This window comes from Marinobacterium mangrovicola, from assembly GCF_004339595.1.
Taxonomy (GTDB): domain Bacteria; phylum Pseudomonadota; class Gammaproteobacteria; order Pseudomonadales; family Balneatricaceae; genus Marinobacterium_D; species Marinobacterium_D mangrovicola.
In genome coordinates, this window is the sequence record NZ_SMFU01000001.1 from 66,929 (window position 1) to 92,851 (window position 25,923).

The following is a 25,923-nucleotide window of genomic DNA, read 5'->3' on the forward strand; positions in this document are numbered from 1 at the left end:
CGGCCTGGGTTACAGAGCGGCAACGGGAGCTGATCTCCCGCTGCCCCAGACCGGTTTCAGAGTCAGGCTGCCTTGAACTGGGAAACCGCCATCTGCAGGGCCTGTGCCTGTTCCGAGACCATCAGGCTGGCCTCGGCGTTCTGGTCTACCTGGGAGCTCGCCTCTTCGATGATCATGCTGATCGATTCTACGTTCCGCGTAATTTCAGCGGCCACCGATGCCTGCTCCTCGGTGGCGGATGCGACCTGGGATGTCATGTCGACGATGCTCTGGGCGCTGCCGGTGACGCTTTCCAGCGCGGCGACGGTTTCACCGGCGCGGCTGGCGCCGGCTTCGCTCTCGGTCATGGTTTCGTCCATCAGGGCACCGACATTGCGGGTGCGCGAATGCAGCTTGGTGACCAGCTCTTCGATTCTGGCCGCTGACTGGCGTGAACGTGAAGCCAGGGCGCGCACCTCATCGGCGACGACGGAAAAGCCGCGGCCGTGCTCGCCGGCTCTTGCTGCTTCGATCGAGGCGTTGAGTGCGAGCAGGTTGGTCTGCTCGGAGATATCCTTGATCACATCGAGCATGGTACCGATCTCGTCGCTATCGGCGCGCAGGTGAGCCACCGAGTCCGCTGTTTCCCGGGCTTTGCTGGCCATCTGGTTCAACGATTCAATGCTGGCGCCCACGCGGGTACGGCTGTCCCGGGCGCCTTCTTCCGCGACGATGGCTGCGCCGGCGGTCTGTTCGGTGTTGCTGGCGATCTCCTGCATTGCCGCTTCCATCTGCTGGATGGCGGCCGATACCTGGATCACTTCCGAGCGTTGATGCGCCAGGCCTGTGGCGGTCTCTTCGGTGTTGGCGGAGAGCTCCTCAGCGGCGCTGGCCAGCTGGCCGGAGGTCGCGATGACATGATTGATCAGGCTTTGGAAGGCGCTCATCATCTCGTTGTAGTCACGTGCCATCTCACCGATTTCATCCTTTGACTGCTGCTGATAACGCAGCGTCAGATCTTTCTCATCCCGTGAGCGGCGCATCAGTGCACCCAGAGCCGAGATCGGTTTGATAATGCTGCGCCCGATCAGAACCGTGGGGCTGATAATCAGTACTAGTATGGTCAGGATGCTGATGGCGGTGACCGTTTTGATCTGCTGTTCTGTGGCGTCAAAGTCGGCGTCGAGCTGGGAGAGCATGTCGTGCAGAATTCGATCCGCTGAATCCAGTTCAGCCTGCATGGCACCGAGAATACCCAGGGACGAATCCAGCCCCAGTTTCTGCTCTGCTTCCGCCAGTGCAGCAAACGCGGTTTTGTACTGTTCCAGGTCCTGACGCAAGGCTGTTTTGGCGGAGAGCGGAATCGCTGCGCCGGTTACATCCGCGAGCAGGCGCGAGTGCTGCTCATCCCAGAGCTGCAGGTATTGGGTATCCCGGCGCAGCAGGAAATCTTTTTCGTGGCGGCGCACTTCCAGCATACCGATACGCAGCTCGTCTTCGGAAAGGGCGGTAAGACGTTCCTCGACCCTGTGGATGGCCGCGCGTAGTTCTCCGCGCAGTCCCGTCTCGTCGGAAAGGCCTATCTGCTGCTTGAGTGCGATGATCTGCTCGAAGTGAGCGATATAGCTCTCAAGGCCGGAGACCAGGGCTGTCAGGTGGCCGGTATCGATACCGGCGTGCTCCATATGCTGATGCAGGAGCGTGAGATCTTCAAACAGAGTTGCCTGCAGTGCCTTAAAATCATCCACCAGCTCCAGCTTGCCACGGCTGACAAAGTCCTTTTCCGTATTCAGCAGCTTCAGCTTATCGATGGTGATGTGGTCCACGTCTTCGCGCACCTCGGCGAGCTCATCGTGCAGCTGAGTCGATACATATTGGATCGCCGTCATCACGGCCAGTGACACAACGAGCAGTCCCACGAGGAGGATCAGTTTGGATTTGATGGTCATGTAAGAGCACTCAGACAAACTAGGTTTATTAATATTAGTTGTTCAGCGCTAAGTGCGGGTTAACCTTACCCTGGCAGGAAGAGTGTGAGCAGGTCGTTCAGGAAAAGACGTCCCTGGGGGGTAGGAACAATCTTAGTGTCGTAATCTTCCAACAATCCCTTGTGTTTAGCTTCGCGTATTATTGGCGAAAATTTAACCAAGTCAATACCCGTACGTTCAATAAGTAGATTCGCATCGACGCCGTCGGTGAGGCGCATGGCGTTAAGCATAAACTCGAAGCCGAGGTCCTCCTGCTCCACCCGGTTTTCTCCACCCAGGCGGCGGATTGGGTCCATGTAGGCGGCGGGCTGGCGGATTTTGTGGCGGCGCAGGATCTGGATTTCGCCATCTTTCATGCGAGTCAGCTTGCCGTGTGCACCGGCGCCGATCCCGATGTAATCCCCAAACTGCCAGTAGTTGATGTTGTGGCGTGCCTGGCAGCCCTGCTGAGCGTAGGCCGAGATCTCATACTGGTGATAACCGGACCGCTCCAGAAGCTGCTGGCCGCGCTCCTGAATCTCCCACAGCGCTTCGTCCACAGGCAGTTGCGGCGGACGGGCGTGGAACTCCGTGTTGGGCTCGATGGTGAGCTGGTACCAGGAGAGGTGATCCGGCCTCAGGTCGATCGCCTGCTGCAGATCGGCCAGCGCCTGCTCCGGGCTCTGCCCCGGCAGACCGTGCATCAGGTCCAGATTGAGTCTTGGGAAAAGATCACGCGCGTAGCGGGCAGCGGTGATCGCTTCATCGCCGTTGTGGATGCGCCCCAGGGCTTTCAGCGAATCGGTATTAAAGCTCTGTACCCCGATCGACAGGCGGTTGACCCCGGCTTCGCGGTAACCGCGAAAACGCGCCTGCTCGAAGGTGCCGGGGTTAGCCTCCATGGTGATCTCGATAGCGTCCACAAAGGGAATACGCTGCTCTATCTCATGCAGCAGGCGAGCGATCGCTTCGGGGCTGAACAGGCTGGGCGTGCCACCGCCGATAAAGATCGATTGCAGCGGGCGTCCCTGAACTTCGTCCAGCTCGGCATCCAGATCTACCAGCAGGGCATCGACATACTCCGTTTCCGGCAGTTCGTCGCGCTGGGCGTGTGAGTTAAAATCGCAATAGGGGCATTTACGTACACACCAGGGGATGTGTACGTAAAGGCTAAGAGGCGGCAGTGACATAGATCGCTTTACACTTGCGCCAGGTAGGGGGCGATGGAAGCGATCAGCTGGCGCACCGCTTTGCCGCGGTGGCTGCGTTCATGTTTCTGCTCCGGTGTTAGCTCAGCGCTGGCGCAGCCGAGTTCCGGTACCAGGAACAGGGGATCGTACCCGAAACCGTTCTGCCCCTGGGGTTCACGCAGGATGGAGCCTTCCCAGGTGCCCTGGCAGATCAGCGGCGTGGGGTCTTCAGCGTGGCGCATGAAAACGAGCACGCACTGGAAGCGGGCGGTACGCTCGCTGTCCGGTACGTCAGCCAGCGCGGCCAGCAGTTTGCGATTGTTCTCTTCGTCGCTGGCGCCTTCGCCGGCGTAGCGGGCGGAGTAGATGCCCGGTGCGCCGCGCAGGGCATCCACCTCAAGGCCGGAGTCGTCGGCCAGCGATGGCAGCCCGGTGGCGCGGCAAGCGTTGCGGGCTTTAAGAATCGCGTTCTCGACGAAGCTGAGGCCGGTTTCCTCCACATCCCGCACCGAGAAGTCGTGCTGGGGAACGGCACTGAAATTCAGCGGCGCGAGAATCTGGTTAAACTCTTCCAGTTTGCCGCGGTTGCCGCTGGCGAGGACGATGCGGTTGCTCATGGGGCCTCAGTCTACGTAGAAAGTCTGTTCGAATTCGATGTTGTACGGATCGGCATTGGCGTCCGGCTGAACCTGGAGGTTGATGCTGAGCTTTTCATCCTCGGTAAAGCGGAAGCTGCCCAGGTAGTACAGGGCATTGCCTTCGTCGATCAGCTTGAACTCCAGCTGTTGCGCCTGCTGCAGCAGGTTGGCGGCTTCGCCGCGGATTTGTGCCCGCACCGGAGTCTTGCTGCCATCCTCTTCCAGCCGCAGTACAGCTACGTTGACCAGAGCGCGGTACTGACTGCGGGTCAGGTCATACTGCTGAGCGACTTCAGGGGTGATAAAGCTGGAGTTGAAGGCGTTGTAGTGGATCTCGTACTTGCCGTCGGAGATCTTCTGCTCAGCCTGGGCGATGCCAGCGGTGAGCACCAGCGTCAGCACGCCGAGCAGACGGAAAAGATTACGAAACGGGGCCATGGCTATGCTCCTTATTTGCTTGAATGGTGCCCAGGTTAGCGTGTGATGCGATAGATGGCGATTTCGCCAAGCATGTTGGGCCAGAGCCTGATCCACCAGCGGTCGCGCAGCTTGTGGTCGACCACAGTACGGTCGAGGATCCGGATGTTGTGCTCCACGCACAGACGCTCGAAATCGTCGAACGTACAAAAGTGAATATTGGGTGTGTTGTACCAAGTATAGGGCAGGAACTTGGAGACCGGCATTCTGCCTCTGAACGCCAGGTAGAAGCGGGCGCGCCAGTGGGCGAAGTTCGGGAAGGTGACGATGCACTCCTTGCCGATACGCAGCATTTCTTCGACGGTCTGGTCGGGGCGATGCATGGTCTGCAGCGCCTGGGTCATCACCACGGTGTCGAAACTGCTGTCACGGATCGAGGCCAGGCCACGGTCGATATCCTGCTCGACCACGCTGACACCCTTTTCGATGCAGGTGGTGATGTTGTCCTGGTCGATCTCCAGACCGTAGCCACCGACGTTTTTCTCACTCTTGAGATTGGCCAGCAGTTCGCCATCGCCGCAGCCAAGGTCAAGCACCTGGGAGCCGGGGCGGATCCACTCCTGAATAATTTCCAGATCAGCTCGCATGATTGCTCTCCTTGTTCGCTAGCGCTTTGCTCTCGGCATCAACCCGGTTCATATAGGCGGCGAAGATCGCCATGTAGCGCGGGTTGGGGATCAGGAAAGCATCATGGCCGTGGGCCGATTCGATCTCCGCATAGCTGACCTCTTTCTGTGCCGCCACCAGGGCGTCTACGGTCTCCCGTGAGCGCTCCGGCGAGAAGCGCCAGTCGGTGGTGAACGAGACCACCAGGAAGCGACAGGTGGCGTGACTCAGCGCTGCCACCAGATCATGGCCGTAATCTGCCGCGGGATCGAAATAGTCCAGCGCCTTGGTCATCAGCAGATAGGTGTTGGCATCGAAGCTGGTGGAGAAGCGCTCGCCCTGGTACTGCAGGTAAGACTCCACCTCGAACTGAGGGTTGTTGAAGTCGAAGCTGAGCTTGCCGGCGCGCAGTTCGCGACCAAATTTCTCACGCATGCCGTCGTCGGACAGGTAGGTGATGTGACCGACCATCCGCGCCAGGGCCAGGCCAGTTTTGGGTACCACGCCGTGTTCGTAGTAGTGACCGCTGTGGAACATCGGGTCCTTGCTGATCGCCTGGCGGGCAACTTCGTTGAAGGCGATGTTCTGCGCCGACAGCTTGGGCGCCGCAGCGATCATCAGACAGTTACGCAGACGGTCCGGGTAGTCGATCGCCCACTGCATCGCCTGCATGCCACCCAGGCTGCCGCCGATGACCGCGGCCCACTGGGAAACGCCGAGGCGATCCGCCAGGCGTACCTGGGAGTTAACCCAGTCCTTGACGGTGAAGATCGGGAAATCGGGGCCATAGGGCTTGCCGGTTTCCGGGTTGATGCTTTTCGGGCCGGTGGAGCCGTGGCAGCCGCCCAGGTTGTTCAGGGCGACGACAAAGAAGCGGTTGGTGTCGATCGGCTTGCCGGGGCCGATGGCGGAATCCCACCAGCCGGGTTTGCGGTCTTCCATGCTGTGGTAGCCGGCGGCATGGTGGTGGCCGGACAGCGCATGGCAGATCAGTACGGCGTTGGAGGCATCGGCATTCAGCTTGCCGTAGGTTTCGATGACCAGGTCGTAGCTTTCCAGCACGCGGCCACAGCTGAGTGCCAGCGGGGTGTCGAAATGCAGGGTCTCGGGGGTCACCAGGCCGATGGAATCGGCAGGAATATCACTGGGCATTGAACGGCTCTCGATCAGGTTGTCGGGCAAAAACAGTCAGGATGTGGATGAACGGGAGCATCACATCTCGTAATAAAGCCCGCGACAATGGATCAGGAACTTGCTCGTATACACCTTAGTCTCTCTCAATCGGAACGCTGTCCGGTAATCGGGTCGGCCGGTCGATGGCGACCCGCTTCTGGCGACCCAGTTCGCCGCTGATTATGGTTACCGCAGTTTTGGACACACCGAAGGTTTTTGCCAGGAATTTGACCAGCTGCGCATTGGCGCGGCCCTCGATGGGTGGTGCGGTGATGCGGATCTTAACACTCTCGCCGTGCAGACCCGAAATCTCATCTTTCGATGCCTTGGGCTGGAGATGGCAGCTGAGTATCAGCCGGTCACCGTCCCAGCGGTAAAACGTGTTTTCTGTCATCGCCTCAGAAGGTAAACGGAGCCAGCTGAGAGCGCACGATCTGAATGATCAGGAAGATCAGGATCGGCGACAGGTCCAGGCCGCCCAGTGATGGAATCACCTTGCGTGCCAGTCCGAACAGCGGCTCGGTGATCTGCAGGATCAGCTGCGGCGCCGGGTGGTAGCTGTCCGGTGCAATCCAGCTGATGATCACGGCGCCGATGGTGGCCCAGAAATAGATCAGCAGGATGCCATCGATCAGGGTGCCGGCGGCGAGCAACAGCATCATCGGGATCGGGGCGCTGGCGCCCTGATAGGCGACGATCGCCAGCAGGGTCAGAAAGTTAACGATCAGCGCCAGAATTAGCGGTGATACATCGAAGCGGCCGGCTCGTGGCAGCACTTTCTGAATCGGTGCCAGGGGCACGCGGGTCAGGCGCACCACGGCCTGGGATATCGGGTTGTAGTAATCGGCGCCGGCAACCTGCAACAGAAAGCGCAGCGTAAGGATGAAAGCGTAGATCTGGCCGATAGTGTGAATAATCAGAAGGATCGGGTCCTGTCCCATGTCGTATCCTGTTGCACTGGTTGTAGTAAGCGAGCGGCGGTCAGTATAGAGGTTTCAAAGAGGCGGTTGAACCGCGGCTCAGCCTTTGTAGAGGCGCGCTCTACGCTTAGTCCTTGCAGAGCTCTTCGGTGAGCGCCTCGGCACGATCGCGGCAGGCGGTCATCGCCTTCAGAACCATCTCGTCGATACCCTGCTGCTGGAAACTCAGGATCGCCTGCTCGGTGGTGCCCTTGGGCGAGGTCACGTTGCGGCGCAGCTCGGCCGGTGCCAGGTCGCTTTGGGTAGACATACGGGCGGCGCCCAGGGCAGTCTGAAGGGTGAGTTTCAGCGCGGTTTCCGCATCCAGACCCAGCTGTTCGCCGGCCTTGGCCATCGCTTCCATAAACAGGAAATAGTACGCAGGTCCTGAGCCCGATACCGCTGTGACTGCGTCAATCTGCGCTTCATTTTCGACCCAGAGGGTGATGCCCACGGCGGCAAGAATCTCTTCGGTCTGCTGGCGCTGCTGCTCACTGACCAGGGCGTTGGCGTAAAGACCGCTGGCGCCGGTCTGTACCAGTGCCGGAGTATTGGGCATGCAGCGTACGATGGCGACATCGTCACCGGCCCAGTTGGACAGGGATTCGGCATCGATACCGGCAGCCACCGATACCAGCAGCGGTTTGTACTGCTGAATCGCGTCGCGGTGTGCCTCAACGACGGTTTTCATCACCTGAGGTTTTACCGCCAGCACCGCGATATCGCAGGCAGCCAGGGCTTCGTCGTTGTCGGTGGTGGCTTTGAGGCCACGGGCGGCGTAGGGCGCCAGTTTCTCTTCGCTACGATCCGTCACCCAGATCTGGTCGACCGGGTAGCCGTTGGCGATCAGGCCTTCGAAAATGGCGCTGGCCATGTTGCCGGCGCCGATAAATGCGATTTTTGCAGTCTGTGTCACGGTAAAATCCTGGTTGTCAGTCGGTTGTTGTGGCCGGCTTTGGGGCTCTTGGGCCGAACAGTGCCGTGCCGATACGGACGATAGTGGCGCCCTCTTCGATGGCCGGAATAAGATCGCCGGACATGCCCATCGACAGGGTGTCCAGATCTGGCAGCTCGCTGCAGATCTGCTCCAGTAACTGGCGCAGGTCCGCAAAGGCGCGATGTTGTTCAGCCGGATCATCGGTGGCCGCCGGAATGGCCATCAGACCACGCAGACGCACGCCGGGCAGTTCGCTCAATGTTTTGGCCAGCGCCGGAGCCTCGTTCGGATCGCAGCCGGACTTGCTCTCCTCCCGGGATATATTCACCTGCAGGCAGATGTTCAGCGGTTCCATCCCTTCGGGACGCTGCTCTGACAGACGCTGGCCGATCTTCAGCCGGTCGACGCTGTGTACCCAGTCGAAATGCTCGGCGATGGGGCGTGTCTTATTGGATTGGATGGGGCCGATGAAGTGCCATTCAAGCTCGAGGTCGGAAAGTGCCTCGATTTTATCCAGCGCTTCCTGCAGATAGTTTTCGCCGAAGTGGGTGAGTCCCTGCGCGACGGCGCTGCGGACCTCGTCAGCGGAGCGGGTTTTGCTAACCGCCAGTAGCTGAACACTGTCCCGAGTGCGTCCGGCGTGCTTGCAGGCGCTCTCGATCTGCTGGTTTACGGTTAGAATTCGATCAGAAATATGACTATTCATCTGCCTTTGACCAATCTAATTGGCATGTGGGGGCTATTCTGCTAGAACAGGACTCTAAAGATACAAGCCCCGGGCCGCATTATGGATATTACCGAACTTCTCGCCTTCGCCGTACAGCAAGGCGCTTCCGACCTTCACCTGACCGCCGGCATGCCGCCGTTGATTCGTGTCGATGGTGACGTGCGCCGCATCAAGCTGCCGGCGATGGATCACAAGCAGGTACACACGCTTGTCTACGATATTATGAACGACAAGCAGCGTAAGGAATACGAGGAAAACTACGAGACCGACTTCTCGTTCGAAGTACCCAAACTGTCACGTTTCCGTGTCAACGCATTCAACCAGCACCGTGGTGCGGCGGCGGTGTTCCGTACCGTACCCAACAAGGTGCTGACGCTGGACGATCTCGGCATGGGCAAGGTGTTTCGTGACCTGTCGGATCAGCCCCGTGGTCTGGTGCTCGTGACCGGTCCGACCGGTTCCGGTAAGAGTACGACACTGGCAGCGATGATGGACTATGTCAACGACACCCGTACCGACCACATCCTGACCATCGAAGACCCGATCGAATTTGTTCACGAGAGCAAGAAGTGCCTGATCAACCAGCGTGAGGTGCACCGTGATACTCACAGCTTCTCCAACGCTCTGCGTTCGGCGCTGCGTGAAGACCCGGATGTGATCCTGGTGGGTGAGATGCGAGACCTGGAAACCATCCGCCTGGCACTGACCGCGGCGGAAACCGGTCACCTGGTGTTCGGCACCCTGCACACCACCTCAGCGGCGAAAACCATCGACCGTATCATCGACGTATTTCCGGCCGAAGAGAAAGACATGGTTCGCTCCATGCTGTCGGAATCATTGCAGGGCGTTATCTCCCAGACGCTGCTGAAAAAGCCCAAGGGCGGACGAGTGGCTGCCCACGAGATTATGATCGGCACCCCCGCGATCCGTAACCTGATCCGTGAGGACAAGGTTGCGCAGATGTACTCAGCGATACAGACCGGCGCCGCCTACGGCATGAAAACCCTGGATCAGTCGCTGCTCGAGCTGTCACAGAAAGGCCTGATTTCGCGCGAAACCGCGCGTGAAAAGGCGAAGAACCCCAGCTCGTTCTGATGCGCTGAAGGAGAATAAAGAGTGGATTTTACGCAACTGCTGAAAGTGATGTCGGAGCGCGGGGCATCGGATCTGTTCGTGACCGCCGGCGCTGCGCCGTCGATCAAGGTCGATGGCACCATCAAGCCTCTGACCCGCGAAACCCTTAAACCGGCACAGGCGCGGGCGCTGGTTTACAGCACCATGAACGATAAACAGCTGGCCGAGTTTGAAGGTACCAGCGAGTGTAACTTTGCGATCAGCGCGCCGGGTATCGGCCGCTACCGTGTCAGCGCGTATATGCAGCGCAACTCACCGGCAATGGTGCTGCGTGCGATCAACGACTATATCCCGTCACTGGAAGAGCTGAACCTGCCGCCGGTGCTGAAGGATCTGGCGATGACCAAGCGCGGTCTGATCCTGTTTGTCGGTGGTACCTCCACCGGTAAGTCCACCTCGCTGGCGTCGATGATCGACTACCGCAACGTGCATCATGCGGGTCATATCATCACCATTGAGGACCCGATCGAATATATCCACAAGCATAAGAAGAGCATCATCACCCAGCGTGAAGTGGGTATTGATACGGAATCCTTTGAAGTGGCGTTGAAAAACACCCTGCGTCAGGCGCCTGACGTCATCCTGATGGGTGAAATTCGCTCTGCGGATACCATGAAGTATGCACTGCAGTTCGCCGAGACTGGCCACCTCTGTCTGGCCACGCTGCACGCCAACAACGCCAACCAGGCGCTGGACCGCATCATCTCCTTCTTTGGGCCTGAGCATCACGATCAGATCTGGATGGATATGTCGCTGAACCTGAAAGCGATCATCGCCCAGCAGCTGCTGCCCACCGTGGATGGCAAGGGCCGCCGTGCTGCCATCGAAGTGCTGATCAACACCCCGCTGATCCAGGATCTGATCCGCAAGGCGGAGGTTCACGAGATCAAGGATGTGGTGAAGAAGTCCACCAACCTGGGGATGCAGACCTTCGACCAGGCGCTCTACATCCTCTACAAGGATGGCATCATCACTTACGAGACCGCTCTCAGTCACGCAGACTCTGCCAACGATCTGCGCCTGATGATCAAGCTGAATTCCGATACCAACCCGGATCTGGAAACCGACGATATGCCGTCGTTTACGCTCCAGGATGAGGAAGACAACATGAACTACCAGGGCGATGCGGATGTGAGAGGGATGTAAGCAATCCCCTGCGAGAGTGCCAACGAAAAGGCCGCTGAACTTCAGCGGCCTTTTTCTTTATGTCCTGCGCGTCAGGGTCCTAGCGGCGGAAGACGATCTCGCCGCCGAGCAGGGTAATCTGCACACGGCCTTTCAGCGTTTTACCGGCGAAAGGTGTGTTGCGTCCGCCCGAGCGCATCTGCGCGGGCTCAAGCCGCCACTCTTCATTGGGGTCGAAGATACAGATATCCGCCTGAGTACCCACCTCCAGAGTGCCGTCATCCAGGCCGAGGATTCTGGCCGGCCCCAACGTCAGCTTTTCAACCACCTGGGGAAGCTCCAGCAGTTGTTCCTCAACCAGCTGTAGCGACAGGGAAAGCAGGGTCTCCAGATTGCTCATGCCCGGCTCTGTAGCGGCGAAGGGCGCCTGCTTGGCGATCGCTTCGTGGGGCTGATGATCGGAGCAGATCGCCTGCAGCGTATCGGTGACCAGGCCCTGACGCAGGCCGGCACGGTCCAGCTGGCCGCGTAGCGGTGGCAGCAGGTGGTAGTCGGCGTCGAAGCCGCTGACCGATTCGTCGATCAGCAGCAGGTTCTGGATCGATACGTCGGCGGTGACGTTGAGGCCGCGTTCGCGGGCTGCTTCGATCAGGCGTACCGAGCGCTCGCAGGAGAGCTGGCCGAAATGCGCGCGCACGCCGGTCTGTTCCACCAGCATCAGACAGCGGGAGACTTCGATGGTCTCGGCCGCTTCGGAGATACCGTTCAGGCCCAGGCGCGTGCTGGTGGCGCCTTCATGCATGCAGCCGTTAACGCTCAACGACTGATCCTGTGCCTGGAAGATCACCAGCAGATCATGGGTCGCGGCATATTCCAGCGCGCGCAATAGCACTAGCGTACTGGCTACCGGTTTGCGGGTATTGGTAAAGGCGATACAGCCAGAGCTGGCCAGGGCATGCATCGGTGCCAGCTGCTCGCCGGCCAGCCCCTGGGTCAGAGCGCCCATTGGCAGCACGCGGGCAAGGCCTTGTTCGGCGGCGCGATCCTGAATCAGCTCGGCTACGGCAGGGGTGTCGACCACCGGTTTGGTGGTGGGCGGAGTCACGAGCGTGGTGATGCCGCCGGCCGCCGCTGCGGCAGTTTCGCTGGCGATATTGCCTTTCTGGGTATAACCCGGTTCGCGGACGTGGGCGCAAAGGTCAATAAAGCCGGGGCAAACCACCAGGCCTTCGGCCTCGATCACTTCCTCGGCTTCAAAGCCCTCCGGTACTTCGTCGATGGCGAGAATCTCTTCGCCGCGAATATAGAGGTTACCTATCTGGTCCAGTTGCTGGGCCGGATCGATCAGCCGGCCACCCCGAATAAGAATGTTCATGCGCTGTTCGGTCCTTAAAGGTTGAGGTTGTCGATATCCGGCTGGGCACGGTTTTTCTCGGCGAGCTGGCCACTCATCGCCATGGACATCACCGCCATGCGCACGGCGATGCCGTTGGTGACCTGGTCCAGAATCACCGAACGCTCTCCGTCCGCCACGGCGGATTCGATCTCCACGCCACGGTTGATCGGGCCCGGATGCATGACGATGGCATCCGGCTTGGCGAAGGCCAGTTTGTCGCGGGTGAGGCCGTACAGCTTGTAGAACTCGGACTCGCTCGGCAGCAAGGCGCTGTCCATACGCTCTTTCTGCAGACGCAACATCATCACCACATCCACGTCGCGCAGGCCGGAGTTCATATCGGTGTAGACCCTGGCGCCAAGGGATTCGATATGACGCGGCAGCAGTGTCTGCGGCGCAATAACGCGGATCTCTTCGGCACCGAGGATACGCAGCGCGTGGATCTGCGAGCGCGCTACCCGGGAGTGCAGAATGTCACCGACGATGGCAACCTTGAGTCCTTCGAACTGGCCCTTGTGGCGGCGAATGGTGAGCATATCCAGCATCGCCTGGGTCGGGTGCGCATGACGGCCATCGCCAGCGTTGATCACCGCCACATCAGGCGTGACCTGTTCGGCGATAAAGTGCGCAGCTCCAGAGTCGGAATGACGCACCACGAACATGTCCGAATGCATGGCGCGCATGGTCATCAGCGTATCCTTCAGGGTTTCACCCTTCTTGGTGGATGAGGTGCTGATGTTCAGGTTGAGCACGTCGGCGGAGAGGCGCTTGGCGGCCAGCTCGAACGTGGACAGGGTTCGGGTGCTGGCCTCGAAAAACAGGTTCACCACGGTTTTACCGCGCAGCAGCGGTACCTTTTTAACCTGCTGGGCGCTCATGTCGACGAAGGAGTCGGCGGTATCGAGGATCTCGGTCAGCAGCTCTTTCGGCAGCCCTTCGGTGGTCAGAAAATGGCGTAACTGGCCGTTTTCGGTCAGCTGGATCGGGCATCGGTTGATCGGTTCGGACATGGTCTTTTCCCGGCTTAAAGTCAGTCGCGCTGGCGAATGGTCAGGGTAAGGGGATCGGGGCCGCTCAGTTTGATCGACTGGTCTGGCCCAAGGGCCAGGGTGCCGCCGACCACATCGGCCTGGATCGGCAGTTCGCGGCGCTGCAGATCCAGCAGCGTAATCAGCATTACCGAGGCGGGGCGGCCGTAGTCGAACAGCTCATTCAGGGCGGCGCGAATCGTGCGGCCAGTCATGACGACGTCGTCAACCAGCAGAATATGGCGGCCTTCCACCGGGCAGGGAAGCTGGGAAGGCTGAACCTTGGGGTTCAGGCCGACCTGAGTGAAGTCATCGCGGTAGAAGGAGATATCCAGCACGCCCAGCGGCGTTTCGATGTCGAGATCCTGGTGCAGCCGCTCGGCGATCCAGGCACCACCGGTGCGGATGCCGATCATCAGCGGGTCTTTGATTTCACGTTGAATAATCTGAGCACGCGTTTCGCCGCTGATCTTCTCCAGCAGGGCTTCAACGCTAAGGGTTCCCGATAACATAGAGGTCCTCCAGTCGGGTATGACTCGGTATACGGGTATCACTGGCGAACCAGTCTTCCAGCAGCAGGCGGGCGGCGATGCCGTCCACGGACTCCTGTTTGAAATTGGTGCCGCCGCCGGCCTCGAGATGTATGCGTTTGGCTTCGGCGGTGGTGAGACGCTCGTCGATCAGAAAGCAGGGGAGTTGGTAACGGTCCTGGATGCGGTTGGCGAACTTGCGCGCGCGGCGGGCCATATCGCTGATACTGCCGTCCATATTCAGCGGCAGACCAACCACTAGAGTACTGGGTTGCCAGTCGGCGATCAGGTTATCCAGTGCCTGCCAGTCGGGTTTACCGTCGCGGGCGGTCAGGGGGTCCAGTGGCGAAGCTGTGGCGGTGATTGTCTGGCCGATGGCCACGCCGATGCGGCCGCTGCCAAAGTCGAAGCCCATCACCTGCTGATTGTCTGTGCTCATGAATGCTTATATGTGTTCAGGCATGACCGGCGTGAGCCGTCAGTAGATTCAGATTGATTCCGAGCATGGATGCCGCAGCGTTGAGCCGCTCCTCGGCTGGCATCCGAAATATTATATCGAAATTGAAGGGGCAGCTTAACCAGAGGTTGTTGCTCAATTCCTCCTCCAGTTGACCTGGACCCCAGCCGGCGTAACCCAGAGTGACAATAAATTCGTCCGGGCCCTGGTTGGCGGCGATCGCTTCGAGGATATCGAGGGAGCTGGTAACGCTGATTTCGTCGGTGATCTCCTGGGTGTTTAACCAGGTACCGGCACTGTGCGGGTGCAGGACAAAGCCCCGATCCTGGTGCACCGGGCCGCCATCGTAAACCGGGTGCTGTGCCAGCGCAGCGGGTCCGGTGGGCAGGCCGAGATGGTTGAGCAGGTCTGGCAGCTGCAAACCGCTGCAGCGATTGATCACCAGTCCCAAGGCGCCGTAGTCGCCGTGCTCGCAGATGTAGGTCAGCGTTTGGGCAAAGTTGGGATCGTCCAGGTGTGGCATGGACAGCAGAAACTGGTTTCGTAGACGGGTGGGTACGGCCATAAACTGGGCTGCCGGTTGGGTTGAATGGGGTACCGCAAACCTAAAGAAACTTTTTAAATCTTCAAAGCCGCTACGCACATAGAGCGGGCGGGGCCGGAAGGCCCAAACCTGAGCGTAGTACCTATAAAAAATTAGTACACCTGGGCCTGTTTCTCAAATTTCCAGGTACGGATGACAGCCAGTTTGTCAGCGCGTTTGCGCATCTCCACCGGGAAGGGCTGGAAGGGAGCGGCGAGCTGCACGATACGCACAGCGGCATCGTCGAGAATGGCGTGGCCGGAGGATTCCAGGATCTGAATGCGGTCGACGCTGCCATCCGGCAGGATCTCCACCAACACCCTTAAGATGCCGTAGATCTTGTTACGTCGGGCTTGCTCCGGATAGTTCAGGTTGCCCACGTTCTCGATTTTGCGGCGCCAGTTATCCAGATAGCGGGCGTCCTCGTGGGACATGGTGGATGCGGCGGTCAGGCGCAGAACCCGGGGGCGCTTGGCATAGGCTTTGCGCTCGTTCTCAAGCTGCGCCTGCAGGCTGGCGATCTCCAGGCTGCGAGCCAGCAGTGAGGTCGATGTACCGCGTGTCGGCTGAGGTTTCGACGCCGCGGTCTGTTCCTGAGTGTCTGCCGCCTGCGGCTGAGTCTCGGCCTGGGTGGTAACCACCTCAGTTTCGCCGCTTTGCGATTGTGGCCGGGCTTGCTGTGCCGGTGGTTCCGGCGTTGGCGGGGTTGGTTTCACTGGCTCAGGGTCGGGCGAAGGCGGCGTGGGCGCAGCCTGGGCCGACTGCGGTCTGGGAGTCTCGCTGGTGAAGCTGGCTTCGTCAGGAGAGGAGGGTACCGCCTTCTCTTCGCTGCTGCCGCTGCCCTGCTGGTTGGACTGGGCGATGAAGTCAGCGTCTTCAGGTGCTTCCTCCTGCTCATACTGCGCCAGCGTGATATCCAGAGTCTGGGGCGGCGGCGGAGGGTCAGGAAAGTCGAAGCTGAGCATCAACAGCAAAATGCCGTGACAGGCTGCTGCCAGGAACAGCAGGAGGCCGAAGCGCTCCTTACTGAGATGGCGCCAGTCGTTATCGTCTTGCAATACCTGCCGCAGTTTCATGCCGTTAGTTCTGGCCCAGCGTTTGTTCGATACAGTCCATCAGCTGCATGCCGATATCCAGGCCGAACTGATTATCCAGTTCTCGCAGGCAGGTCGGGCTGGTGACATTGATCTCGGTGAGATAGTCGCCGATCACGTCGAGACCGACGAAGAACAATCCTTTCTCTTTCAGCGTGGGTCCTACCTGTTCACAGATCCAGCGGTCGCGGTCACTCAGCGGGCGGCCTTCGCCGCGGCCACCGGCCGCCAGGTTACCACGGGTTTCACCGGCAGAGGGGATGCGGGCCAGGGCATAAGGCACCGGTTCGCCGTTGATCATCAGAATACGCTTGTCGCCATCCTTGATCTCCGGCAGATACTTCTGCGCCATGATGGTCTGCTGGCCGTGCTCGGTCAGGGTCTCGATGATCACGCCCAGGTTCACGCCATCTTCTTTGATGCGGAAGATCGATGAGCCGCCCATGCCATCCAGCGGCTTGAAAATGACGTCCTGGTGTTCGGCATGGAAGTCTCGCAGCAGCTGGGCATCGCGGGTCACCAGCACCGGCGGGCAGCACTGCGGGAACTGGGTAGCGAACAGTTTTTCGTTGCAGTCACGCACCGACTGGGTGCGGTTGACCACCAGCACACCTTCGCGCTCGGCCATGGCGAGCAGGTGAGTGGTGTAAAGAAACTCGTTGGTGAAGGGCGGGTCCTGGCGCATCAGGATCACGTCCAGGTCGGCCAGCGGGCGGATGGCGTACTCGCCGCGTTCAAACCAGTTATCCGGATCCATAGCGACCTTGAGTGGTGCCATTTTCGCTTGGGCGACACCATCGCGGCTGAACAGGTGGCTCTGCTCCATGTAGTGCAGTTCCCAGCCCTTTCGCTGCGCGGCATGCAGCAGCCCCAGTGAGGTGTCTTTCTTGAAGGTGATCGACTCAATGGGGTCCATCACGATGCCGACTTTTATGGTCATCTGAAATTCCTGTCTGTCCTGAACGGAGCGACTGGGCCGGTTAGCCGAGGTCGCCCCATAGATACTGCAATATGGCGGCGGCGGCAACGGGGGCGGTTTCCGTACGCATTACCCTGGGGCCGAAGGCCACGGGCTGGAAACCGGCAGCGATCGCCTGCTCCACCTCTTCCTCTGTGAGGCCGCCCTCAGGTCCGATCAACAGGGCCACGGATTTTGGTGGCTCGATAGAGGCCAGGGGTTGAGCGGTATGATGGTGCATCACCAGCTTGAGTTCCGCATCGACCTGGCCGATCCACTCGCCGAGGGCGCAGGGCTCCTCTATAACGGGGACCCGGCCGCGCTGGCTTTGTTCACAGGCGCTGATCGCTACCTGCTGCCAGTGGCGCTGGCGCTTTTCCTGGCGTTGATTGTTGAGGCGGACCTCGCAGCGTTCGGTAAACAGCGGCTGGATACGTGAAATGCCGAGCTCACTGCTCTTCTGAATCGCGTAGTCCATGCGCTCACCACGGGAGATCGCCTGGCCGACCTGAATCGTCAGTGGTGACTCACGGCCCGGATCCAGCGGCGCACCGATCTGAGCAGAGGCTCTTTTTTTCGCCACGTCACAGAGTTCGGCGGGATATTCGAGGCCATCACCGTTGAACAGTACCAGCGGCGCACCCTCGGCCAGGCGCAGCACCTTGACGCAGTGGTTGAAGGCATTCTCATCCAGCTCGATACGGGCGCCTTCGCTCAGTGGCAGATCGAGATAGACGCGGGGGACTCGCATAGTCAGTTCGTTACCTGCAAATAGTGGGGATTATGCCATAGACGGAGCCGTTGCAGAGCCCCTGAAATAAGCTCTGTGCTGTCAGTCTATCTCCAGATCTATCTCCAGATCCTGCTGCAGCATCGCCTCGAATGCTGCCTGCTCCAGCGGATGGCTGAGCAGGTAACCCTGTACCAGGTCACAGCCCAGCTGGCGCAGCAGATGCAGTTGGTCCTCATGCTCTACACCCTCGGCGATCACCTGCAGACGCAGGCCGTGGGCCATCAGCATGATCGCCTCGACGATCTTGGTGCACTGCGGATTGGAGACGATATCCTCGATAAAGCTCTGGTCGATCTTGATGTGGTCGATCGGCAGGTTGCGGATCCGGCTCAAGGAGGAGTAGCCGGTGCCGAAGTCATCGATGGCCACCTTGAGGCCCAACTGGCGTACCTGTTCGACCTGCAGTTGAATGCGGTCCATATCCTCGATCAGAACGCCTTCGGTCAGCTCCAGCACCAGGTGTGAAAGCAGGTGGGTATCGCCGCTGAAGGTGTTGCGAAGATGCTGTTCAAGATCGGCACGCAGGAAGCTGATGCCGGACAGGTTGATCGCCAGCAGCGGCATCGCCAGCCCCTGGTCGTTCCAGCTGCGCAGCTGCTTCGCCACAGCCTGGAGTACCCACTCGTCGATCCGTTTAACCAGCCCGGTCTGTTCCGCAAAGGGGATGAAGACCGCCGGCGATATCTGTCCTTTCTCGGGATGTCGCCAGCGCAGCAGCACTTCGGCTGAGTTGGGTTGGTTGCTGGCGAGATCGAACACCGGCTGAAAGACCAGGTAGAACTGGTTTTCAGCCATGGCCACCTGGATCTCCTGCCAGAGTCCCAGGCGTTGATCCACCGGCGCGCTGGCCAGATTATTGAACCAGTACCAGTCGCGCTCTGCTCGGCGTGCGGCGCGCAGCGCTTCTTCGGCGCGGCCGACAAGCTGGAATTCCTGCTCGCCATCCTCGGGGTAGAGGCTGACACCGATGCGACCCTGCAGGTTGAACGGCTGGTCATCGATGGTGATCGGTGCGGAGATGACCTCCAGCAGCTCGCGCATCAGTTTACGGATGGCGTCATTATCGCCGGCCTCGGGGCGCACCAGGGTGAGAGTATCTTCGCCGTGGCGACCGAGAATATCATCGACGCGCAGGTGTTTGCGCAGCCGGTCGACGATAGTGCGCAGTACCTGGTTGCCGCATTCCGGCCCCCAGCGGGTAGTAATGTCGCGCAGCAGCACCAGGCGAATCACCAGCACTGCGAGGCGGTTGTGCTGTCGCTGCTGACGGGTGATCTCACGCTCCAGCGCCTCGCCCAGCGACTGACGATTGTAAAGCCGGGTCACGGGGTCGAACTCTTCCAGGAAGCGGGCGTGTTCGCTGAGATTTCGCAGACGCCGGTTTTCCTGGGCGTGGTCGCGCAGCTGTTGAATAGCGCGGGCAAGAGCGCCGATCTCGTCCTGGCGGCGGCTATCTTCCACCTCGATGCCGAGACGGGAATTGGTGATTTCCAGCGTGGCTTGGGCCAAACGTCGTAGCGGGTTGGCGATATTGCGGCTAATGGTCAGCGCTACCAGCAGCGTGGCCAGTAGCAGGGCCAGGGTCATAATGGCCAGGCTGAGCAGGCGTGAGAACAGCTGAGACTGGATATCGTCCAGGTGAACGCCGGATCCGAGCAGCCAGTTGCTGTCACTGATGCGCATGAAATAGCTGAGCTTGTCGGTCGCGGGCGTGAGGTTGCCGGACTGATCGAGCTGGGCCCAGCGATAACGCCAGAAGGTTTGATCGTTTTCGGCGATCGCCTGTAGCAGTCCCGGTATGACCGGGTTGCCATCGCCGTCACGCAGGTCGGAGAAGCTCTGGCCCTCCAGCGTAGGGCGACCTACGTTGATCAGCATCCTGCCTTCGTCGGTGAGCAGGAAAAGGTAGTTGTTATGGCGATAGCGGGCTGGATCGAGCAGCTGGTGGGCGCGCTCAAGCAGCTGGGTTTGGTCGATATTGCCGTTCTGATGCTGGGCATAGAGCTCGTTAAGCTGGCCGCCGACCACTTCGACAATACTGCGCACCTCGCGCTTGCGGGCATCGATCAGGTCGTTATGATGCAGGAAAGCAGCGAGCAGGGCGGTGGCAAGAATGCAGAAAAGCGAGAGCGTGACCATCAACAGCAATTTGCGGCGGATGCTGAGGTTGCTCAGTGTTGAGGTTGGCTCCTTTGGCTGCATGTTCTGCTGGATCCTGGTCCCTTTTGGAGTGGCTCTCCATATTGCCCGTTATGGGCAGCTATCTTGTTGTTCTCAGATGAAAAAGCCCGGCTTTTGGCCGGGCTTCATTTCGCAGTCTAGATCTAATTGAGATCAGAGACCAGCGGCTTCGCGCAATGCGTCGGCCTTGTCGGTTTTTTCCCAGGGGAAGGCGGTGAAAGTGTCGTCACCGACCGTCATTTCATAGGGCTGGCGACCGAAATGGCCATAGGCGGCGGTCTGTTTGTACATCGGGTGCAGCAGGTCGAGCATGCGAGTAATCGCATAGGGGCGCAGATCGAAATTATCGCGCACCAGTTCAATGATCTTATGCTCGGCGATCTTGCCGGTACCGAAGGTGTTGATCGACACGGAGGTCGGCTCGGCAACACCGATGGCGTAGGAAACCTGGATCTCACAACGATCGGCGAGGCCTGCCGCGACGATGTTCTTGGCTACGTAGCGACCGGCGTAGGCGGCGGAGCGGTCCACCTTGGAGGGGTCTTTGCCTGAGAATGCGCCGCCACCGTGACGGGCCATGCCGCCGTAGGTATCAACGATGATCTTACGGCCGGTCAGACCGCAGTCGCCCACCGGGCCGCCGATAACGAAGGTACCGGTGGGGTTGATGTGGTACTGGGTGTCCTTGTGCAGCAGTTCTGCTGGCAGCACATGCTTGATGATCAGCTCCTGAACCGCTTCGTGCAGGTCCGCCTGGGATACGTCCGGGTTGTGCTGGGTGGACAGTACCACGGCATCAATCGCCACCGGCTTGCCGTTTTCGTAGCGGCAGGTCACCTGGGACTTGGCATCCGGGCGCAGCCAGGGCAGCAGGCCTGAGCGGCGCGCTTCCGCCTGACGCTCAACCAGACGGTGAGAGAAGGTGATCGGTGCCGGCATCAGCACTTCGGTCTCGTTGGAAGCGTAGCCGAACATCAGGCCCTGGTCGCCGGCGCCCTGATCTTCGGGTCTGCTGCGATCAACGCCCTGGGCGATATCCACCGACTGCTTGCCGATGATGTTGATGACGCCACAGGTTTCGCCGTCGTAACCGACGTTGGAAGAGGTGTAGCCGATGTCGCAGATCACATCGCGCACCAGTTTTTCCAGGTCGATCCAGGCGCTGGTGCTGATCTCGCCGGAGACGATGGCGACGCCGGTTTTGACCATGGTTTCGCAGGCTACGCGGGCCAGTTTGTCCTCGGCGATGATCGCATCGAGGACGGCGTCTGAAATCTGGTCGGCGATTTTGTCCGGGTGGCCCTCGGAGACGGACTCGGAGGTAAACAGGCTGTATTCGCTCATCGGTACGCGCAATCCTTCAAGGCAGTGAAACGGATAAAACAATTAACTGGAGGCGGGGCGCCCGGGTTTTGTTGGGCCACCCGAAAACGGACATTTTAGCGGTCTGACAGCGTTATTGCATGGGCTCTCGGTGAGCCGGGCGTGAAAATTTTGCTGTATCGGCATGAATTTGGCTCAAATTGTGGCAATTGGATTTGAAGCTCGGAGTCATCTGCGCGAAAATTGCGCTTCCAAAATTCGAGCTTCTTAGCCGCTAATCCGCAAATTGGGCCAGACCCAGGAGTAGAGTGAATGTCCTCTCGTCGAGAACTTGCCAACGCGATTCGTGCGTTGAGCATGGATGCCGTTCAGAAAGCCAAGTCCGGTCACCCCGGCGCCCCGATGGGCATGGCGGATATCGCCGAAGTGCTGTGGAACGACTTTCTCAAGCACAATCCGAGTAATCCGCACTGGTTCGACCGCGACCGCTTCGTACTGTCCAACGGTCACGGCTCGATGCTGCTCTACTCCCTGCTGCACCTGAGCGGCTACGACGTCTCCATCGACGATATCAAAAACTTCCGTCAGCTCGACAGCAAAACTGCCGGCCATCCGGAGCTGGGTTACTGCCCGGGCGTTGAGACCACCACCGGCCCGCTGGGTCAGGGCATCACCAACGCGGTAGGTATGGCGATTGCCGAGAAGGTTCTGGCAGGCCAGTTCAACCGCGAAGGTCATGAGATCATCGATCACCACACCTACGCGTTCATGGGTGATGGCTGCCTGATGGAAGGTATCTCCCACGAGGCGTGCTCTCTGGCAGGCACTCTGGGTCTTGGCAAGCTTATCGCCTTCTGGGATGACAACGGCATCTCCATCGACGGCGAAGTCGAAGGCTGGTTCACTGACGACACCCCGGCCCGCTTTGAAGCTTACGGCTGGCAGGTGATCCGCGGTATCGACGGTCACAACCCGGATCAGATCCGTGATGCCATCGAACAGGCCCGCGAAGAGAGCGATAAGCCGACCCTGATCTGCTGCAAGACCATCATCGGCTTCGGTTCTCCGAACAAGCAGGGCAAGGAAGATTGCCACGGTGCGCCGTTGGGTGACGATGAGATTGTACTGGCACGCAAAGAACTGAACTGGGACTACCCGGCGTTCGAAGTGCCGGAAGAGATCTATGCCGAGTGGAGCGCCAAAGAAACAGGCTCCCAGGATGAAAACGAGTGGAACGAGCGCCTGGCAGCTTACCGTTCAGCCTTCCCTGAGCTGGCTGACGAACTGCTGCGCCGTCTCTCTGGCGATCTGCCGCACGACTTTGTTCAGAAGGCCGATGCCTGGATCAAGGAAGTGGCCGACAAGGGTGAGAACATCGCTTCCCGTAAGGCGTCCCAGAACTCACTGAACGCATTCGGCCCGATGTTGCCGGAACTGCTGGGCGGCTCTGCTGACCTGGCCGGTTCAAACCTGACTCTCTGGTCCGGCGCCAAGGGCGTGACCCGCGAAGATGCCAGCGGCAACTACCTGTTCTACGGTGTGCGCGAATTCGGTATGAGCGCCATCATGAACGGTATCGCCCTGCACGGCGGCTTTATCCCTTACGGTGCGACCTTCCTGGTGTTCATGGAATACGCCCGTAACGCGGTGCGCATGGCGGCGCTGATGAAGCAGCGTTCTATCTTCGTTTACACCCACGACTCCATCGGTCTGGGAGAAGATGGTCCGACTCACCAGCCGATCGAACAGATCGCCAACCTGCGTTCTACCCCGAACATGAACACCTGGCGCCCCTGCGATGCAGTGGAATCCGCCATCGCCTGGAAATCCGCGCTGATGCGTGAAGATGGTCCGAGTGCGCTGATCTTCTCCCGTCAGGGACTGCCGGCACAGCCGCGCAGCGAAGAGCAGTTCGACGACGTCCTGCGTGGTGGTTACGTGCTCAGCGACTGCGAAGGCGAGCCGGAAGTGATCCTGATCGCTACCGGTTCTGAAGTGGGTCTGGCGATGGATTCCGCTGAAGCCCTGCGCGCCGAGAAACGTCGTGTACGCGTGGTTTCCATGCCGTGCACCGAGCGTTTCGACGCTCAGGACAAGAGCTACCGCGACAGCGTGCTGCCGCCGTCCGTTACCGCCCGTGTGGCTATCGAAGCGGCTCATGCCGACTTCTGGTACAAGTACGTGGGCCTGGATGGCGCCATCATCGCGATGCGCAGCTTCGGTGAGTCGGCGCCCGCCGGTGAGCTGTTCAAGCACTTCGGCTTCACCGTTGAGAAGGTGATTGCCAAGGCTAAGGCTCTGATCTGATCGGTAGGCGGGGTAGTCCTTCCCTGAATGGATGGGCCGCCCCGTTTTACGTTCTGTCTTCTATCATTCGGTAAAGGTATCGATGGCGTATCGAGTAGCGATTAATGGCTATGGTCGAATCGGGCAATGTGTGCTGCGCGCCCTCTATGAGCGCGGTATGACCGACCGGTTTGAGGTGGTTGCGCTTAACGAGCTGTCCGATATCGAAACTCTGGCTTATCTGACCCGCTATGACACCACCCACGGACGCTTTCCGCTGCCCGTGGACAGGGATGGCGATTATCTGCTGATCGGTGAAGATCGCATTCGCGTGCTCAGTTATGAGGATCCCCGCGAGCTGCCCTGGGATGAACTCGGCATCGATCTGATTCTGGAGTGCTCAGGTTCATTTAAAAGCCGCGAAGTGGCGGAACAGCATCTGTCGGCCGGCGCCGGCCGGCTGCTGTTTTCCCAGCCGGCACTGCCGGAGGTGGATGCCACCGTGGTGTTCGGGGTTAACCAGAACACGCTGAAGGCGGAGCACCGCATCATCTCGGCCGCATCCTGCACCACCAACTGCGTGATTCCGGTGCTGGACCTGCTGGATCGCCACTTCGGTATCGAGCACGGTCTGACCACGACGATCCACTCGGCTATGAACGACCAGCCGGTAATCGATGCCTACCATCGTACCGATCTGCGCCTGACGCGCAGTGCGTTGCAGTCGATCATACCCGTGGATACCGGTCTGGACCGGGGGATTGACCGTCTGCTGCCGCATCTGGCGGGGCGTTTCAGCTGTCGCCATGTGCGGGTGCCGACGATCAATGTTTCGCTGATGGACATGTCGATCAACCTGAAGCGCGATACCACGGTGGATGAGGTTAATAACATGCTGCGCAGCGCCACCCGGGAAGGGCCGCTGGCAGGGATACTGGGCTACACGGACGAGCCGCACGCCTCGGTGGATTTCAATCGCGATCCGCGCTCGGGAGTGGTCGATAGTACCCAGACCAGCCTGGCCGGAGGGCGGATGCTGAAGCTGCTATGCTGGTTCGACAATGAGTGGGCTTTTGCCAACCGCATGCTCGACGTGGCGCAACACTGGATGGATCTGCGTTGAGTTGCTTGGCGGCTCAGGCGATCGATAAAAAATAGAACACCATAAATAAGATTTAACTGACTTAATTACAGGAATCTGGAATGAGCGTACTGAAAATGGCGGATCTGGATCTGGCAGGCAAACGCGTGCTGATCCGTGAAGATCTCAACGTACCGGTCAAGGATGGACAGGTAACCTCGGACGCGCGCATCCGCGCCTCGCTGCCAACCATTGAAATGGCAATGAAGGCGGGCGCCAAGGTCATGGTGATGTCTCATCTGGGGCGTCCCACCGAAGGTCAGTACGAAGAGCAGTACTCCCTGGCACCGGTTGCCGGCCATATCGGCAAACTGCTGGGTCGTGAAGTGCCGCTGGTCAAAGATTGGCTTGATGGCGGTTTCGATCTGGAAGAGGGTGAACTGGTACTGCTGGAAAATGTCCGTTTTAACAATGGTGAAAAGAAAGACGATGAAGCTCTGAGCCAGAAGATGGCAGCGCTGTGCGATATCTACGTGATGGACGCCTTTGGTACCGCTCACCGCGCCCAGGCTTCTACCCACGGTGTCGGCAAGTTCGCTCCCGTGGCCTGCGCAGGTCCGCTGCTGGCTAACGAGCTGGATGCGCTGGGCAAGGCGCTGGATAAGCCGGCACGCCCGATGGCGGCCATCGTCGGTGGTTCCAAGGTATCCACCAAGCTGGAAGTGCTCAACGCACTGTCCGAGAAATGCGATCAGCTGATCGTCGGCGGTGGTATCGCCAACACCTTCCTGGCCGCTGCTGGCAAGCCGGTGGGCAAGTCACTGTGCGAACACGACCTGGTCGGTACCGCCAAGGCGTTGATGGAAAAGGTGAGCATCCCGCTGCCGGTGGATGTGGTTGTGGCAACCGAGTTTGCTGAAACCGCCACGGCGACTATCAAGGCTGTTGATGACGTGGCCGAGGACGATATGATCCTCGACATCGGTCCTCAGTCTGCCGCAAACCTGGCGGAGCTGTTGAAAGAAGCGGGCACCATCATCTGGAACGGCCCTGTGGGTGTGTTCGAGTTTGATCAGTTTGGCGAAGGCACCAAAACCCTGTCGCTGGCGATTGCCGACAGTGCCGGTTTCTCCATCGCCGGCGGTGGCGATACACTGGCAGCAGTGGATAAATACGGCATCGCCGAGCAGGTTTCCTACATCTCTACCGGGGGCGGTGCGTTCCTCGAATTTGTAGAGGGTAAGGTGCTGCCGGCGGTAGCCATGCTTGAGCAGCGTGCGGCGCAGTAAAGCACATCAAGG

General features: G+C 59.6%; 25 protein-coding genes. 5 read left to right on the plus strand and 20 right to left on the minus strand.

Going from position 1 to position 25,923, the window contains the following annotated elements; genetic code table 11:
* Nucleotides 1-62 precede the first annotated feature (62 nt).
* The 10 genes from CLV83_RS00305 to CLV83_RS00350 all read right to left on the minus strand — a co-directional run bounded on the left by CLV83_RS00305 (nucleotide 63) and on the right by CLV83_RS00350 (nucleotide 8,632).
* Entirely contained in the window at nucleotides 63-1,928 is a 1,866-nt protein-coding gene (locus tag CLV83_RS00305) for a methyl-accepting chemotaxis protein (RefSeq protein WP_132285833.1), read from the minus strand.
* Nucleotides 1,929-1,993: 65 nt separating this feature from the next.
* Complete coding sequence (hemW, locus tag CLV83_RS00310) at nucleotides 1,994-3,136, minus strand: radical SAM family heme chaperone HemW (RefSeq protein WP_132285836.1); 1,143 nt, start codon at nucleotides 3,134-3,136, stop codon at nucleotides 1,994-1,996.
* An 8-nt stretch (nucleotides 3,137-3,144) separates the two neighbouring features.
* Nucleotides 3,145-3,753 (minus strand): RdgB/HAM1 family non-canonical purine NTP pyrophosphatase, encoded by a 609-nt coding sequence (rdgB, locus tag CLV83_RS00315; protein ID WP_132285839.1) that lies wholly within the window; start codon nucleotides 3,751-3,753, stop codon nucleotides 3,145-3,147.
* A gap of 6 nt (nucleotides 3,754-3,759) precedes the next feature.
* Nucleotides 3,760-4,212, minus strand: coding sequence for a DUF4426 domain-containing protein (locus tag CLV83_RS00320; protein ID WP_132285842.1), 453 nt, complete (start codon nucleotides 4,210-4,212; stop codon nucleotides 3,760-3,762).
* Nucleotides 4,213-4,247: 35 nt separating this feature from the next.
* On the minus strand, nucleotides 4,248-4,838 hold the full coding sequence (metW, locus tag CLV83_RS00325) for a methionine biosynthesis protein MetW (RefSeq protein WP_132285845.1): 591 nt from the start codon (nucleotides 4,836-4,838) through the stop codon (nucleotides 4,248-4,250).
* The gene (gene metX / locus CLV83_RS00330) at nucleotides 4,828-6,009 is read right to left on the minus strand and encodes a homoserine O-succinyltransferase MetX (RefSeq protein WP_132285848.1); all 1,182 of its coding nucleotides are present in this window, start codon (nucleotides 6,007-6,009) and stop codon (nucleotides 4,828-4,830) included. The genes metW and metX overlap by 11 nt, the downstream gene beginning before the upstream one ends.
* A gap of 115 nt (nucleotides 6,010-6,124) precedes the next feature.
* Entirely contained in the window at nucleotides 6,125-6,424 is a 300-nt protein-coding gene (locus tag CLV83_RS00335) for a DUF167 family protein (RefSeq protein WP_104005171.1), read from the minus strand.
* 4 nt (nucleotides 6,425-6,428) lie between these two features.
* Nucleotides 6,429-6,971, minus strand: coding sequence for a YggT family protein (locus CLV83_RS00340; protein WP_132285851.1), 543 nt, complete (start codon nucleotides 6,969-6,971; stop codon nucleotides 6,429-6,431).
* Nucleotides 6,972-7,077: 106 nt separating this feature from the next.
* Nucleotides 7,078-7,905, minus strand: a complete 828-nt coding sequence (proC, locus tag CLV83_RS00345) for a pyrroline-5-carboxylate reductase (protein ID WP_132285854.1) — start codon at nucleotides 7,903-7,905, stop codon at nucleotides 7,078-7,080.
* 16 nt (nucleotides 7,906-7,921) lie between these two features.
* Nucleotides 7,922-8,632 carry a YggS family pyridoxal phosphate-dependent enzyme gene (locus CLV83_RS00350; protein WP_132285857.1) on the minus strand — a complete coding sequence of 237 codons (711 nt, stop codon included), beginning with the start codon at nucleotides 8,630-8,632 and terminating at the stop codon, nucleotides 7,922-7,924.
* An 81-nt stretch (nucleotides 8,633-8,713) separates the two neighbouring features.
* On the opposite strand from CLV83_RS00350, the gene CLV83_RS00355 reads away from it, so the two are divergent.
* Together CLV83_RS00355 and CLV83_RS00360 are read left to right on the plus strand one after the other, a co-directional pair.
* Nucleotides 8,714-9,748, plus strand: coding sequence for a type IV pilus twitching motility protein PilT (locus CLV83_RS00355; RefSeq protein WP_132285860.1), 1,035 nt, complete (start codon nucleotides 8,714-8,716; stop codon nucleotides 9,746-9,748).
* A gap of 21 nt (nucleotides 9,749-9,769) precedes the next feature.
* Nucleotides 9,770-10,933 carry a PilT/PilU family type 4a pilus ATPase gene (locus CLV83_RS00360; RefSeq protein WP_132285863.1) on the plus strand — a complete coding sequence of 388 codons (1,164 nt, stop codon included), beginning with the start codon at nucleotides 9,770-9,772 and terminating at the stop codon, nucleotides 10,931-10,933.
* Nucleotides 10,934-11,012: 79 nt separating this feature from the next.
* Here CLV83_RS00360 and CLV83_RS00365 read toward each other — a convergent pair whose 3' ends face one another.
* The 10 genes from CLV83_RS00365 to metK form a co-directional block, all read right to left on the minus strand.
* Nucleotides 11,013-12,287 (minus strand): dihydroorotase, encoded by a 1,275-nt coding sequence (locus CLV83_RS00365; protein ID WP_132285866.1) that lies wholly within the window; start codon nucleotides 12,285-12,287, stop codon nucleotides 11,013-11,015.
* A 14-nt stretch (nucleotides 12,288-12,301) separates the two neighbouring features.
* Nucleotides 12,302-13,318, minus strand: a complete 1,017-nt coding sequence (locus tag CLV83_RS00370) for an aspartate carbamoyltransferase catalytic subunit (RefSeq protein ID WP_132285869.1) — start codon at nucleotides 13,316-13,318, stop codon at nucleotides 12,302-12,304.
* A 20-nt stretch (nucleotides 13,319-13,338) separates the two neighbouring features.
* Nucleotides 13,339-13,848: a bifunctional pyr operon transcriptional regulator/uracil phosphoribosyltransferase PyrR gene (gene pyrR / locus CLV83_RS00375; protein ID WP_132285871.1), complete on the minus strand. Its 510-nt coding sequence runs from the start codon at nucleotides 13,846-13,848 to the stop codon at nucleotides 13,339-13,341.
* Entirely contained in the window at nucleotides 13,829-14,305 is a 477-nt protein-coding gene (gene ruvX / locus CLV83_RS00380) for a Holliday junction resolvase RuvX (protein ID WP_132285874.1), read from the minus strand. The genes pyrR and ruvX overlap by 20 nt, the downstream gene beginning before the upstream one ends.
* A gap of 16 nt (nucleotides 14,306-14,321) precedes the next feature.
* Nucleotides 14,322-14,888 (minus strand): YqgE/AlgH family protein, encoded by a 567-nt coding sequence (locus tag CLV83_RS00385; protein ID WP_132285877.1) that lies wholly within the window; start codon nucleotides 14,886-14,888, stop codon nucleotides 14,322-14,324.
* A 131-nt stretch (nucleotides 14,889-15,019) separates the two neighbouring features.
* Nucleotides 15,020-15,982 (minus strand): energy transducer TonB, encoded by a 963-nt coding sequence (locus tag CLV83_RS00390; protein WP_132285880.1) that lies wholly within the window; start codon nucleotides 15,980-15,982, stop codon nucleotides 15,020-15,022.
* Between the two features lie 4 nt (nucleotides 15,983-15,986).
* Complete coding sequence (gshB, locus tag CLV83_RS00395; protein WP_132285884.1) at nucleotides 15,987-16,940, minus strand: glutathione synthase; 954 nt, start codon at nucleotides 16,938-16,940, stop codon at nucleotides 15,987-15,989.
* Between the two features lie 40 nt (nucleotides 16,941-16,980).
* The gene (locus CLV83_RS00400) at nucleotides 16,981-17,709 is read right to left on the minus strand and encodes a 16S rRNA (uracil(1498)-N(3))-methyltransferase (RefSeq protein WP_132285887.1); all 729 of its coding nucleotides are present in this window, start codon (nucleotides 17,707-17,709) and stop codon (nucleotides 16,981-16,983) included.
* 81 nt (nucleotides 17,710-17,790) lie between these two features.
* Entirely contained in the window at nucleotides 17,791-19,953 is a 2,163-nt protein-coding gene (locus CLV83_RS00405; RefSeq protein WP_132285890.1) for a putative bifunctional diguanylate cyclase/phosphodiesterase, read from the minus strand.
* A 132-nt stretch (nucleotides 19,954-20,085) separates the two neighbouring features.
* On the minus strand, nucleotides 20,086-21,276 hold the full coding sequence (gene metK / locus CLV83_RS00410; protein WP_104005156.1) for a methionine adenosyltransferase: 1,191 nt from the start codon (nucleotides 21,274-21,276) through the stop codon (nucleotides 20,086-20,088).
* A gap of 291 nt (nucleotides 21,277-21,567) precedes the next feature.
* On the opposite strand from metK, the gene tkt reads away from it, so the two are divergent.
* The 3 genes from tkt to CLV83_RS00425 all read left to right on the plus strand — a co-directional run bounded on the left by tkt (nucleotide 21,568) and on the right by CLV83_RS00425 (nucleotide 25,911).
* Nucleotides 21,568-23,562, plus strand: a complete 1,995-nt coding sequence (gene tkt, locus CLV83_RS00415) for a transketolase (RefSeq protein ID WP_132285893.1) — start codon at nucleotides 21,568-21,570, stop codon at nucleotides 23,560-23,562.
* A gap of 82 nt (nucleotides 23,563-23,644) precedes the next feature.
* The gene (locus tag CLV83_RS00420; protein ID WP_132285896.1) at nucleotides 23,645-24,664 is read left to right on the plus strand and encodes a type I glyceraldehyde-3-phosphate dehydrogenase; all 1,020 of its coding nucleotides are present in this window, start codon (nucleotides 23,645-23,647) and stop codon (nucleotides 24,662-24,664) included.
* Nucleotides 24,665-24,744: 80 nt separating this feature from the next.
* A complete protein-coding gene (locus CLV83_RS00425) occupies nucleotides 24,745-25,911 on the plus strand; it encodes a phosphoglycerate kinase (RefSeq protein WP_132285899.1) in 1,167 nt (388 codons plus the stop codon).
* The last annotated feature ends 12 nt before the right edge of the window (nucleotides 25,912-25,923 follow it).